We start from the raw sequence: 12,246 nt of genomic DNA, 5'->3' as shown, positions 1-12,246 counted from the left end.
GGCACCGCTCCGGGCGGCGTCCTTGTCGCGGGCCCGGCAGCCGGGGACGCCGTGAGACGGATCGTCACACCCACCAGGTCCGACGGCTCCCTGCCGGGCGCCGTCGGCGGGGTGTGGCGGGGGTCGTCAGATCGGCCGGGGGTCGGCAGGCCGGATGGCCTGGCCGGGGTGCATGACCGCCTGGGCGTGGGCGCGGGCCGGTTCCCGGAGTGACTTGTCGAGTTCCTCGAAGAGCGCGCCGGCGGTTTCGCCCATCCAGCCCGGCGGCAGCAGGGACAGCGGCAGCCCGGGGTCGCGGTACGGGAGCCGGCGCCACTCGGTGAGCATCGGCAGGTAGATCCCGAAGGCCTCGCGGGCGGGGATCGCGCCCGCCGCCGCGCGCTCGCTCACCGGCCGGTACCGCTCCAGGAAGTCCGCGTAGAGCGCGCTGAGCTCCTCCAGGTCCCACCATTCGCGGACCTTCGCCGAGAGGTCACCGAAGGCGAAGTGGTCGCCGGTGAAGATGTCCACGTACGGCGTCAGGCCGAGGCGTTGCAGGGTGCGGCGGGTCTCGTCGGCCAGGATGCCGGGCGCCACCCACACACCGGGCGCCGCGGTGCCGAAGCCCAGCCGGGTCAGGGCGGTGCGCAGGGCGTGCCGCTTGTCGCGTTCGGACTCCGGCACGGAGAACACCACGACGAGCCAGCCGTCGCCGGCCGCGGCCCGGTTCCGCTCGAAGATGCGCACGTCGCCGTCCTCCAGCACCTCCAGCGTGCCGCCGGAGACGGCGTACCCGGCGGCACCCTCGTGGCGCTCGCCGTGCAGCACCCCGCGCCGCTTCAGCCGGGAGACCGCCGAGCGCACGGCCTGCGCCTCCACACCGAGGTCGGCCATGAGGCGTATCACGGAGGCGACGGAGAGCCAGTTGCGCTCACCGCGCGCGTACAGCGCGAAGAGGGTGATGATCAGCGGGCCCAGCCGGCTGTCCCGGCCGCCCGCGCCGACGGCGGACGACGGCTCGACGTGCGCTGTCATGCCCATCCGCCTCCGGCCGAAGTCGCCCCACTGATCGCGGAGCAGCCTATCGCGCGCGTGGGAGCCCCACCGACGGCGCGGATCAAGGCTCGGAGGCCCCGTCCGGCCGAAGGGCGGGAGACTGCCGGACGCGCGACGCGGGCGCCGTATTCATCTGCGCCACCGTTGTCCCCCATACGTCTGATACCCCTATACCGCTGGTGCCTCTTTCGTCTCTGTTGGGGAGTCCGACATGACCACACCCCGGGACCTGTTCCTCGTCACCGTGTACGACGCCGCCGGCCGGCCCGTCGAACAGGGCGACCTCTCGCTGGCGCTCGCGGGAGCGGAACTGGTCGATCTCCTCGACGCCGGGGCGGCCACGCTCGACGGCGACCTCATCGTGCCCGCCACCGCGGGCGGGACGGATGACCGACTGCTCGACGAGGCGATGGCGGCACTGCGGCGGGAGACGCCGTACGAGTCGGTCGAGGACTGGCTGTGGCGGCGCGGGCGCGGCCTGGGCGCCGTCTATCTCGACGCCCTGGAGACGGACGGGACCGTCACCCGGCAGCGGCGGCGCTGGCTGTCGCTGCCGACCGGACGGACGGAGCCGGCCGACTCGCCCGAGCGGGTCCGGGCGCACGAACGCTGGGCGACGGGCGAGCCCGTGCTGGCCGCCCTCGCGGCCGCCGTGGGGATCCACGACGAGCCGGCCAGGGACCTCACGGGTACGGCTCCCGAGGCGACCGTGACTGTGGTGGCCGCGGTGGGCGACGCCGTGACGGAGCTCGCCGCGGTACGGCAGCGCCGGGAGATCGAGGACGCGGCCTTCGACAACGTCTGGCGCGGCCTGTGACGGTCGCCGCACGCGGCTGATCCACCCACCGGCCGGCCGTACCGAGCCGTTCGCAGGGGCCCGCGCCGGACGATCCGCGCGGGCCTCATGCCCGTCCCGCGCGCCGGTGCCCAGGTCAGCGCACCCGGACGTACTGGTCGCCCTTTGAGGACGTACAGATCGCCGGTGCCGCCGGGGACCCGGCAGGCGTCGCCGACTCCCTCGGCGAAGACGCCGTCGATCCCCCGGGCCGATGTCCGGCTGTCGGGCCCGGAGGTGGTCTTCTCCTGGCCGGTGCGGCGGAGCACGTCCTGGTCGTCCTTGAACAGGTACGGACCGGTCGGCTCGTCCGGCACGCTGCAGGCCGCGCTGACACCGACGGCGAAGGCGGTGTTCTTCAGGCCGTACCAGGGTCCGCCGGCGTCTTCGTCCGGAGAGCCGCAGGGGCTGTCCGGCCGCTCCCGCGCATGACGTGGGCGGCCCTCACTTGAGGCCGCTGAGCATGACGCCCCTGATGTAGTGCTTCTGCAGCAGCAGGAAGAGGACCAGGACCGGCAGGACGCTCAGGACCAGGCCGGCCATGACGATGGGCAGGGTCCGGGTCGGATCGACGTGGTCCTGGAGGAACTGGATGCCGACGGGCAGGGTCATCACGTCCGGGTCGGCGGTCGAGACCAGCAGCGCCCAGATGTACTCGTTCCAGGCGTCGACGAAGGTCAGCAGGCCGAGGGTGACCAGGACCGGCCTGGTCTGCGGGACGACGATCCGCCACCACACGGTGAACTCGCCGGCGCCGTCGATGCGCGCGGCCTCCAGGACCTCGTCGGGGATCGAGACCATGAACTGGCGGGTCAGGAAGACCCCGAAGCTGCTGACGAGGAACGGCATGGCGAGCGCCACGATGCTGACGGTCAGTCCCGCCCCGCCACGCCCGAGCAGGTCGTTGCCGCCCGCCAGCGGCCAGTGCACCAGGATCAGGAAGTGCGGGACGAAGAAGAGGAACGGCGGGAACATCATCGTCGACAGCACGAGACGGAAGACGAAGTCCCGGCCGGGGAAGCGGAGTTTGGCGAGCGCGTAGCCGGCGAGCGACGAAGTGAGCAGCACCGAACCGGTGATCATGGCGGTGGCGACGACACTGTTGCGGAAGAGCACCGGCAGATCGAGCTGCTGGATCGCGGCCCGGTAGTTGGACAGGTCGAAGGCCCTCGGCAGGAACCGGTACGGCAGCGTGCCGGCCTCGTCCGGTCCCTTGAAGGACGTCATCAGCATGTCGGCGAACGGCACCACCGTGAGCACCGCGCCGGTGCCGACCAGCAGATACGACAGCCACGGGAAACGGCGGCGGATCATGCGTCCTCCCCCTTGCGCCGGAAGAGCCACAACTGGACCAGCGTGACCGCGAGGACCACCGCGAACAGCACGAAGGCGGCGGCGCTGGCGGCGCCCCAGTCGCCGTAGGAGAAGGCCTGCCGGTACATCTCGAGGGCGGCCACGTTCGTGGCGTCCCCCGGTCCGCCCTTGGTCATCACGATGATCAGCGCGAAGGACTGCAGCCCGGTGAGGAACTGGGTGACGCAGACGAACAGCAGGGACGGCCGCAGCAGCGGCAGCGTGATCCGCCAGAAGACGGTCCCGGGTCCGGCGCCGTCGAGGGCGGCGGCCTCGTAGTACGACTCGGGGATGGACTTCAGCCCGGCGGTCAGGACCAGGATCGCCGAACCGACGGAGGCCCAGGCCTGGACGACCACCACCGAGGGCAGGGCGGTGTCCGGGTCCTGGAGGAACGCCACCGAGCCGAGCCCGACGGCGTTGAGGACGCCGTTGACGAGGCCGCCCGGCTGGTACATGTACTTCCACACGTTGCCGACGGCCACGACGGTGGTGACGATCGGCAGGAAGTACAGGGTGCGCCACAGGCCCTGGAACCGCAGCTTGTCGATGCAGGTGGCGACGAGCACGGAGCCGGCGAGCGCGAGGACCAGGGTGCCCAGGGCGAACAGCAGCGTGTTGGTGAGGATCGGCGCCAGGAACGTCGAGCCGTCGGCGAACAGGCCGGCGAAGTTGTCCAGGCCGACCGGGTGGATGTCGCCGAGGTCGAACCCGGCCCAGCGGGACGTGGACAGCAGCACCGCGAAGCCGAGCGGCAGGACGAGGAAGACGGCGTAGAACAGCAGCGTCGGAGCCAGGAAGAGGTAGGCCACGACGGCCTGGCGGCGCCGGTGCCGGGCGCGGACGCGGATTCCGACGGCGGCGGACGTGTCGGGCGCCGCCCGCTCGGTGGGCTCCGGTGCCAGGGTGGCGTTCACCATGACCGCGACACCTCCTGGTCGACCTGGCGGCGGGTACTGCGCAGGGCCTCGTCGACCGACTGCTGACCGGTCCACAGGGCCTCGATGTTCTTGCGCAGCAGCGATTTGGCCTGCTGCGCGCCCGGCGTGTTCGGTTCGGGCACGGCATACGCCAGCGCGTCCAGGAACGGGTGCAGGTTCGGGTCGCCGCCCGCGCCCAGGAGCGTTCGCATGTCGTCGGCGCGCCCGGTCAGGGAGCCGACCGACGCCTGCACGGCGCTCATCCGGGTCGCGCCGCGCACCTTCTCGGAGTTGAGCCAGCGCAGGAACTCCCAGGCTTCGCGCGGGTGTCGGCTGGCGGTGTTGACGCCGAGCATGAAGCCGGTGGAGAGGGTGGCGCGCCTGCCGTCGGCCTCGGGGAGGGGCACGGGGGCGACGCCGACCTCCCGGTAGGCCGTGCCCATCAGCGCCTTGAGGTTCGCGGTCCACCACCCGGCGCTGATCACCATGGCGACCTGTCCGGAGGCGAACGCCTGGTAGACGTTGACGCCGGGGGCGCTCGCGCCCTTGTCGACGAGGCGGCGCTCCAGGTCGAGGACGGCGCGGCCGGCCGGCGAGTCGATGGCGGTGCTCCTGCCGTCCGCCGAGACGAACCGTCCGCCGGCGGCGCTGAGCAGCGCGAGGGTCTGGCCGACGGTCGTGGAGTCGTCGAAGGTCGACAGGCCGAACCCCTGCACCAGGGTGTTGCCGTACCGGTCCCGGCGGAGGGTGCGGTACGCGGTGTCCTCCAGTTCCCGCCAGGTGCGCGGCGGGCCCTCGACGCCGGCCTCGCGCAGCAGCCGTCTGTTGTAGTAGAGGGCGTACGTCTGCATCTCGGTGGGGTAGCCGTAGACCCTGCCCTCGACCGACGCGGAGCCGACCGCGGCGGTGCCGTAGCCGCGGCCGATCTCCTCGGCGTGCTCGGGCGGTGCCGGGCGCAGTACTCCGGCCCGGACGAGCTGGCCGTTCCACAGGCAGTACGGGTGCAGGATGTCGGTGCCCTGGCCCGCGGCCTGCCGGACCATGAAGGTGGTCAGCAGGTCGGTGAACTCGACGGCCTTCGTCTGCACCTTGACCCGGTCGTGCAGGGCGTTCCACTCGTCCACCGGCCCCTGGAGAGCCTTCTTCAGCTCCCCGCTCGCGTAGTGGGAGAGCAGGGTGAGGACGACCGGATCGCCGGGCCGTCCGGTCCCCCGGTGCGGGGCGGCGCAGCCGGTGGCGAGGAGCGCCGCGGGCAGCGCGAGCGCGAAGTGACGGCGGCTCAGCGACCGGCTCGGTGACGGTGTCACCGGGCGGTCTCCCGGCGCATCACCTTGAACACCCGGGTCGTGGTGAAGCCGCTCTTGCGGTAGAGGTGGCCCGCCGGGGACTGCGCGCCGGTCCACAGGAACCACGCGGAGTGCGCGCGCAGCGCCCGCATCCGCTCCAGGACCAGGTGGAGCAGGACTTCGCCGAGTCCGGTGCCGCGCATCTCCTCCAGGACGCCGATCGGGCCGAACCGCTCGTCCACGGAGTCGAACGCGCCGTGCATCGCCCAGCCGACCATGCGGCCGCCGGGGTCGCGGGCCACGACGATCCGGTCGAGCGGGGTGCCCGCGGTCAGACACGCCCGGATCGTGCCCGCCCAGTCCGGCCCGAAGTGGCCCCCGGCGAGGGCGAGGAGGTCCACCAGGTCGTCGTCGGACGGGGTGGTGAACCGGTAGCCCCGTGCGGTCAGTTCGGCCACCCGGAGCGCGATGTCCTCCGGGAGGCGGTAGCCGACCAGGACGCGGTCCATCGCCGCGGCCTCGTACAGCGTGCGAAAGCCCAGGGAGTCGAGAAGCCCGGCCGCCTCCGGGTAGGCCTCGGCGTCCAGGCCGGGGAAGACGTAGTTCGGGGTGTACGAGGAGAAGTCCACCCGGGTACGGCCGTGGCCGTGCAGCCAGTCGAGGGCCTCGGTCAGCAGTCGGCGGCCGAGGCCGCGTCCGCGGGCGTCCGGGGCGACGAAGAAGAACGGGATCCAGCCCTGCTCCGGTTCCAGGTCGGTGCCGGCCAGCGGGGTCAGCCGGCGTACCGCGTGGGCGGCGCCGACGACCCGCCCGCCGTCTACGGCGACCCGCAGCCCCGCCGGGTCGAAGTTGGGGTCGAGCAGCACCAGGGAGCGGAAGCGGCCGGAGGTGATCGGGTCGGCCGGGGCACTTTGCCGCCATGCCTCCACCACCTGCGGTCCGTCGCCCGCGCGGAAGCCGCGGATCCCGGCCCGAGCCGTCGTCGTGCGAGTCGTGAGATCGGTCATCGACGGGGTGTCCTTCCGATCGGGGCGGCGGGTCTCAAGAACAGAACACTCATGAGCGGAGCACTCAGGGGCAGAGCTCTCAGGGGTAGAGCACTCAGGGGCAGAGCGCTCAGGGGTAGAGCGCTCAGGGGTAGAGCAGCGCGTCGTCGCCGGCCCATCGGGCGGGCGGCGCCGGCGGTCCGCACAGCGGCAGCGGGTCGTCGCCTGCGTCGACGGCGCGCCGCAGCCGGTCCGACCCCCACAGCAGGTCGACGAAGTGCCGGTGGCCGGTCCCCTCGGTGCCACCGTCCGTGGTGATCCAGGCGAAGTCGTCCGGGTACAGCCGGCGCAGCACGGCGAGCATCGCGACGGCGGTGCGTACGGGTGCGAACGCCGCGCGGTCGGTGACATGGAGCTGGACCCCGCGCAGCGGCCGTCCGGCATGCTTGTCGAAGGCCGGTACGAATCTGACGTCGCGGAAGTGCACGCCGGGCAGGGCGAGTTCGGCGAGCGCGGGGGCGAACCGGGCGTCGAGGTAGGGGGCGCCGACGATCTCGAAGGGCTGGGTGGTGCCGCGGCCCTCGGAGAGGTTGGTGCCCTCGAAGAGGCTGGTGCCGGGGTACACGGTGGCGGTGGCCGGGGTCGGGATGTTCGGCGAGGGTGCGATCCAGGGCAGGCCGGTGGCGGTGGCGTCCATGGCGCGCCGCCAGCCGAGGGTCTCGATGACCGTCAGGTCGGCCGCGCGGCCCGCCGCCCGGGGCACGGCCGCGGCGTTGAGATGCCGGGCCAGTTCGCCGCAGGTGAGGCCGTGCCGGACGGGGATCGGGGCTCGGCCGACGAAGCTGGCCCACGCCGGTTCGAGCAGCGGGCCCTCGCTGACGAGTCCGCCGAGCGGGTTGGGCCGGTCGGCGACCACGAACCGGATGCCGGTGCGGGCCGCCGAAACCATCAGGTCGAACATGGTCCACACGTAGGTGTAGCACCGGGCCCCGATGTCCTGGAGGTCGTGGACCAGGGCGTCGACGCCGCTGTCGATCAGCAGCTTGTCGAGCCGCTCGCCGTCGCACCGGTAGGTGTCGTGGACCGGCAGCCCGGTGTCGGGGTCGGTCCGGGCGGTCTCGCTGTGGCCGGCCTGGGCGGTCCCGTGCAGTCCGTGCTCGGGGCCGAACAGGGCGACCAGCGGCGCACCGGCCGCGAGCAGCGCGGGCGCGGCCGGGCGCGGGCCGGGCAGGACACCGGTGTGGTTGGTCACCAGCCCGAAGCGGCCGGGACCGGCGAGTCCGGGCGCCGCGTGCAGCCGTGCGATCCCGGTCGTCACCGTGCCGCGGTCGTCCGTGCTCATCCCTTGCCCCGTCCGCCGGTGACACCTCTCTCAACCAACGGTCGGGAATTTACCCCCATGTCTGGCAATTCCGGCACTGAATCGCCGACGGCGCAGGCGCCCGGCGCCGCCGGTCATCCGCCTCCGGCCGCGGCCACGACCCGCCGAACGTTCCTCAGTCCTTCCAGTCGAGCTGATGCTCCGGCACACCCACACTCGCCCCATGCGCGACGGCCTCCAGGCGACGAGGGTCGTCGGCACCCGAGTAGCGGAACACACGCCCGGCGAAGACCACCACTCGCTCCCTGTCGCCCACCCGGTAGTCGGCGTACCAGCCGCCGTCGGGGGAAAGGCCGTCCGAGAGCGCCTGAGCCAACGGCGTGTCGTCCTCCGCGTCGCTCTCGAACTCCAGAATCGTCCACACCGGCGGCTGGCTCCCGCGCGCCGACCCGGCCAGGTCCACCCGGCTCACCCGGCACATCCGCAGACCGGCCAGCTCCAGCACCGCGCCCGGCCGGAGGCTCTCCGCGACGACGCAGCCCGTGATCACTGTGCCCCTCCCCATCACCGATGTGCCGACTGCCACCGTACCCAGCGGATCCGACCGCACGAGGGCGGTCCGCGTGATCCGCCGGACAGGTCCAGGGCACGAGCACCGGGACTCTGCCGGCACGCCGCCGGCACGCCGGACAACGCGTGCGCCGGGACCGGCTACCGGGGACCCTGCTCCGAGCCGTCTTCCCGCGGCCCCTAGCGGAACAGCAGCGGGATCAGCACGGGGACCGCGGGGGCGAGGAGGTAGAGGAAGATGCCGGTCATGGCCTTGCGGGTGGTGACCGGCAGCACCGGCTTCGACCAGACCTGCGCGATGGCCGCGTTGCGCGGGTCGCCCGGGGGCTCGCTGTCGTACAGGTGCCGCACGTGGTCCTTCTTCACGGTCAGGGCGGAGTGGTAGCCGATCGAGGACGGGTACACGATCACGAGCATGTCGACCAGCATCACGACCAGCACGATGAAGACCATCCACGGTCGCGCCGGCAGCCAGATCATGAAGAGGACCAGCAGGCCGGTCATGTGGGCGAGGGCGGATCCGTAGGTCCACAGCATGAACTGGCGCAGCGGGCGCAGCCCCTGGAAGCCGTCGCTGTCGTATCTCATGTTCGGGGTCACCCCGAAGCCGAGCAGGTCGGACCGGTACAGGTAGACGGTGAAGACGACACCCATGACGAGTTGCTTCGACAGGACGTAGAAGGCGTGGGTGCCGGCCACGCACAGGGCCACCGCGAGTTCCGGGTGCCGGTGCCAGTTGCCCCACCAGCCGTCGTACACCGCGGTCCGCCAGGCCGTGTCGGAGACGTCCGTGGGGTTCCAGGTCTCCATCAGGCCGTGGGCGTCGACGTAGCGGTAGAGCAGGAAGGTGCCGAGCGCCATGGCCAGCAGGAGGGTGAGGGACACCCACCAGCGGCCCAGCACCCGGAACCACTGGTTGGTCTTCCGCGCCAGCTCGTTCAGGCGCCGGACCTCCTCGTCGAGCAGCTTCTCGGTACCGCCGTTGCGTTCGTTCATCTGCACGAAGGCGGCGATGGCCTGCACCTGCTGGCAGCAGAAGACGGGGGTGACGAAGACGACGGCCAGGATGACGAGTCCGGCCGGGTCCTGGAGCAACGCCAGGCCGGCGCCGCCGAGTTCGGTGCGGCCGGAGAAGAGGTAGTCCAGGGCCCACCGCCGGCCGTCCCCGGACGACGGCCCGAGCGCTCCGGCGGCCTCGGCCAGCCCCAGCAGGGTGAGGCAGGACCCCAGGCCGATCAGCAGGATCTTGGTCTTGGCGGTGAGGGACCAGGCCCGCTCGCCGGCCGGTGTCCGGGTGGTCCGGCGCCGGACCACGGGCAGCCGGGCCGCGAGCCGCAGGGCGAGGCGGATCCCGGCGGGCACGGACTCCTGGAACACGCCCCCGATCCGCTGCGGTTCCAAGGGTTCCAACCGCGCCATCCCCCGCCCCCCAAGGTGAAACGCGCAATACCACCTTTATAACCATCGCCGCGGCCGCTGCCCAGCCCGCGGGGGTCCGGGGAGCCGATTGCCCCGATGGTGTGACGCCACCGGCCACGCCGACTCCCGCGCGCGTCAAGGACGTTGGAACAGGCATGGGTCCCAGCGACACTCCCTCCTTCGCCCGGCTGTCGGACGCCTACTGGCTGGACAGTCCCCACCTGGACGGGCACGTCCCCGATCCGGTACCCCCGGGGCCGCCCCCGCGCTTCGGATGGCGGACCGCGATGGTCGGCCTGTCGGCGCTCACCGTGGCGGTCGCCCTGGTGGTGGCCCTCGTGTGAGCCGTCCCCGCCACGCCCGCGCCGGCCGGACCCGGCGCAACGACACGCCGACGCGGGTCCCCCGGACGTGGGACGTTTCCGTGTCGTCGAGGCATTCGGGTGCGGTGACGGTGTGTGATGACGTCGGGCCTCGGTGTTGCCGTAGCCCCTTGTCACCCTTGTCACTGTTCTCGCACTTCACGAAGGACTTCACGATGCGCCTGCTCCGTCCGCTCGCCGTCGCTCTCGGCGGGCTCGCCCTCTCCGTCATCACCATGGGCCCGGCGGCCGCCGCCCAGGGGACGTTCGTCTGGGTGGGGCCCAAGGGCAAGGCGTACGCCATCCAGAACCCGCCGGACCGCAAGTGCCTCGAAATGGCACAGGAGGCGCGTGGGCCGCAGAACGCCACGAAGAAGGCGCTCGTCGTCTACAGCAAGCCCAAGTGCAAGGGCGCCACGCACCGGATCGCCCCCGGGCACTCGGCGGCCGGCAGCGTCCACTTCGCCAGCGTGGTCTTCAACCCCCGCTAGGCCGCGTTCCGTTCGACCCTCCGGTGGCGCCGATCACGTCGTGGTGAGCGGCGCCACCGGCCTGCCGGGCACCCGGACGCCACAGGGCCGAGCAGGCGACCGGCATCACACCCGGACCCCCTTGATCGATCATTGACCGGCCGGTTTACCATATGAGCGCCACCCAGCTCGATCGAGAGATTCAGGTCTGTGACTGTCAACGACGACTCGTTCACCAACTGGAAGAACCGCGAGGAGATAGCGGAGTCGATGATCCCGCTCATCGGGAAGCTGCACCGGGAGCAGGACGTGACGGTCCTCCTCCACAGCCGCTCCCTGGTGAACAAGTCGGTCGTCAGCATCCTCAAGACGCACCGCTTCGCCCGCCAGATCGACGGTGCCGAGCTCTCGGTCACCGAGACGATGCCGTTCCTGCGGGCGCTCACCACGCTCGACCTCGGCCCTTCCCAGATCGACATCGGCATGCTCGCCGCGACCCACAAGGCCGACGACCGGGGCCTGAGCGTCGAGGCGTTCACCGCGGAGGCGGTCGCCGGTGCCACCGGCGCCAACAAGATCGACCGCCGGGAACCGCGGGACGTCGTCCTGTACGGTTTCGGCCGCATCGGCCGCCTGGTCGCCCGGCTGCTCATCGAGAAGGCCGGTTCGGGCAACGGCCTCAGACTGCGGGCCATCGTGGTGCGCGGCGCCGGCGGCGAGGACATCGTCAAGCGCGCCTCGCTGCTGCGCCGGGACTCCATCCACGGCCAGTTCCAGGGCACGATCACCGTGGACGAGGAGAACAGCACGATCCTCGCCAACGGCAACGAGATCAAGGTGATCTACGCCGACGACCCGTCCGCCGTGGACTACACGGAGTACGGCATCCGGGACGCCATCCTCATCGACAACACGGGCAAGTGGCGCGACCGCGAGGGCCTGTCGAACCACCTGCGCCCGGGCATCGAGAAGGTCGTCCTGACCGCGCCCGGCAAGGGCGACGTCCCGAACATCGTGCACGGCGTCAACCACGACACGATCAAGCCGGACGAGCAGATCCTGTCCTGCGCGTCCTGCACCACCAACGCGATCGTGCCGCCGCTGAAGGCGATGGCCGACGAGTACGGGGTGCTGCGCGGGCACGTGGAGACGGTGCACTCGTTCACCAACGACCAGAACCTGCTGGACAACTACCACAAGTCGGAGCGCCGCGGCCGGTCCGCGCCGCTCAACATGGTGATCACCGAGACCGGCGCCGCCTCCGCCGTGGCGAAGGCGCTGCCGGACCTGAAGGCGCGGATCACCGGCAGCTCGATCCGGGTCCCGGTGCCGGACGTGTCGATCGCGATCCTCAACCTCCAGCTGGCCCGCGAGGCCTCCCGCGAGGAGGTCCTCGACTACCTCCGCGAGGTGTCGCTGACCTCGCCGCTGAAGCGCCAGATCGACTTCATCACCGCCCCGGACGCGGTCTCCAGCGACTTCATCGGCTCGCGCCACGCGTCGATCGTCGACGCCGGCGCGCTGAAGGTGGAGGGCGACAACGCGATCCTCTACCTCTGGTACGACAACGAGTTCGGCTACTCCTGCCAGGTGGTCCGGGTCGTCCAGCACGTCTCGGGCGTGGAGTACCCGACGTTCCCGTCCCCGGCGGTCTGACACCCCTCACCTGCGACAGCCCGGCTCCCTGTG

At 71.8% G+C, this 12,246-nt stretch carries 12 protein-coding genes; 4 read left to right on the top strand and 8 right to left on the bottom strand.

What is annotated here, in order from left to right; translation table 11 throughout:
- Positions 1-126 precede the first annotated feature (126 nt).
- Positions 127-1,014, bottom strand: coding sequence for a PaaX family transcriptional regulator (locus tag IEZ11_RS25850; protein WP_189265267.1), 888 nt, complete (start codon positions 1,012-1,014; stop codon positions 127-129).
- Between the two features lie 232 nt (positions 1,015-1,246).
- Between IEZ11_RS25850 and IEZ11_RS25845 the strand changes: the two genes are divergently transcribed.
- Positions 1,247-1,852 carry a GOLPH3/VPS74 family protein gene (locus tag IEZ11_RS25845; protein ID WP_189265266.1) on the top strand — a complete coding sequence of 202 codons (606 nt, stop codon included), beginning with the start codon at positions 1,247-1,249 and terminating at the stop codon, positions 1,850-1,852.
- Positions 1,853-2,314: 462 nt separating this feature from the next.
- Here the strand turns inward: IEZ11_RS25845 and IEZ11_RS25840 are convergent, their stop codons facing one another.
- The 7 genes from IEZ11_RS25840 to IEZ11_RS25810 all read right to left on the bottom strand — a co-directional run bounded on the left by IEZ11_RS25840 (position 2,315) and on the right by IEZ11_RS25810 (position 9,716).
- Complete coding sequence (locus tag IEZ11_RS25840) at positions 2,315-3,184, bottom strand: carbohydrate ABC transporter permease (protein ID WP_189265265.1); 870 nt, start codon at positions 3,182-3,184, stop codon at positions 2,315-2,317.
- A complete protein-coding gene (locus tag IEZ11_RS25835; RefSeq protein WP_189265264.1) occupies positions 3,181-4,143 on the bottom strand; it encodes a carbohydrate ABC transporter permease in 963 nt (320 codons plus the stop codon). Before IEZ11_RS25835 ends, IEZ11_RS25840 begins: the two co-directional genes overlap by 4 nt.
- A complete protein-coding gene (locus tag IEZ11_RS25830) occupies positions 4,137-5,450 on the bottom strand; it encodes an ABC transporter substrate-binding protein (RefSeq protein WP_229713354.1) in 1,314 nt (437 codons plus the stop codon). Before IEZ11_RS25830 ends, IEZ11_RS25835 begins: the two co-directional genes overlap by 7 nt.
- Positions 5,447-6,436, bottom strand: a complete 990-nt coding sequence (locus tag IEZ11_RS25825) for a GNAT family N-acetyltransferase (RefSeq protein WP_189265263.1) — start codon at positions 6,434-6,436, stop codon at positions 5,447-5,449. Before IEZ11_RS25825 ends, IEZ11_RS25830 begins: the two co-directional genes overlap by 4 nt.
- Positions 6,437-6,560: 124 nt before the next feature.
- Positions 6,561-7,757: an exo-beta-N-acetylmuramidase NamZ family protein gene (locus tag IEZ11_RS25820; RefSeq protein WP_189265262.1), complete on the bottom strand. Its 1,197-nt coding sequence runs from the start codon at positions 7,755-7,757 to the stop codon at positions 6,561-6,563.
- A 154-nt stretch (positions 7,758-7,911) separates the two neighbouring features.
- Positions 7,912-8,286, bottom strand: a complete 375-nt coding sequence (locus tag IEZ11_RS25815; RefSeq protein WP_189265261.1) for a hypothetical protein — start codon at positions 8,284-8,286, stop codon at positions 7,912-7,914.
- 200 nt (positions 8,287-8,486) lie between these two features.
- Complete coding sequence (locus tag IEZ11_RS25810) at positions 8,487-9,716, bottom strand: hypothetical protein (protein WP_189265260.1); 1,230 nt, start codon at positions 9,714-9,716, stop codon at positions 8,487-8,489.
- A 164-nt stretch (positions 9,717-9,880) separates the two neighbouring features.
- On the opposite strand from IEZ11_RS25810, the gene IEZ11_RS25805 reads away from it, so the two are divergent.
- The 3 genes from IEZ11_RS25805 (at position 9,881) to IEZ11_RS25795 (ending at position 12,213) form a co-directional block, all read left to right on the top strand.
- The gene (locus tag IEZ11_RS25805) at positions 9,881-10,069 is read left to right on the top strand and encodes a hypothetical protein (RefSeq protein WP_189265259.1); all 189 of its coding nucleotides are present in this window, start codon (positions 9,881-9,883) and stop codon (positions 10,067-10,069) included.
- A gap of 194 nt (positions 10,070-10,263) precedes the next feature.
- Positions 10,264-10,578: a hypothetical protein gene (locus tag IEZ11_RS25800; protein ID WP_189265258.1), complete on the top strand. Its 315-nt coding sequence runs from the start codon at positions 10,264-10,266 to the stop codon at positions 10,576-10,578.
- Between the two features lie 189 nt (positions 10,579-10,767).
- Positions 10,768-12,213: a glyceraldehyde-3-phosphate dehydrogenase gene (locus IEZ11_RS25795; RefSeq protein WP_189265257.1), complete on the top strand. Its 1,446-nt coding sequence runs from the start codon at positions 10,768-10,770 to the stop codon at positions 12,211-12,213.
- Positions 12,214-12,246: the final 33 nt, after the last annotated feature.

It is taken from the genome of Streptomyces fuscichromogenes (assembly GCF_014645815.1).
Lineage (GTDB): Bacteria > Actinomycetota > Actinomycetes > Streptomycetales > Streptomycetaceae > Streptomyces > Streptomyces fuscichromogenes.
Note: the sequence above shows the minus strand (reverse complement) of the source record. Positions and strands in the feature narration are given on the sequence as shown.

Excerpts from the sequence above, each read along its gene's own strand:
- IEZ11_RS25850 (WP_189265267.1), bottom strand. The coding sequence starts at position 1,014 with ATGACAGCGCACGTCGAGCCGTCGTCCGCCGTCGGCGCGGGCGGCCGG.
- IEZ11_RS25845 (WP_189265266.1), top strand. The coding sequence starts at position 1,247 with ATGACCACACCCCGGGACCTGTTCCTCGTCACCGTGTACGACGCCGCC.
- IEZ11_RS25840 (WP_189265265.1), bottom strand. The coding sequence starts at position 3,184 with ATGATCCGCCGCCGTTTCCCGTGGCTGTCGTATCTGCTGGTCGGCACC.
- IEZ11_RS25835 (WP_189265264.1), bottom strand. The coding sequence starts at position 4,143 with ATGGTGAACGCCACCCTGGCACCGGAGCCCACCGAGCGGGCGGCGCCC.
- IEZ11_RS25825 (WP_189265263.1), bottom strand. The coding sequence starts at position 6,436 with ATGACCGATCTCACGACTCGCACGACGACGGCTCGGGCCGGGATCCGC.
- IEZ11_RS25820 (WP_189265262.1), bottom strand. The coding sequence starts at position 7,757 with ATGAGCACGGACGACCGCGGCACGGTGACGACCGGGATCGCACGGCTG.
- IEZ11_RS25805 (WP_189265259.1), top strand. The coding sequence starts at position 9,881 with ATGGGTCCCAGCGACACTCCCTCCTTCGCCCGGCTGTCGGACGCCTAC.
- IEZ11_RS25800 (WP_189265258.1), top strand. The coding sequence starts at position 10,264 with ATGCGCCTGCTCCGTCCGCTCGCCGTCGCTCTCGGCGGGCTCGCCCTC.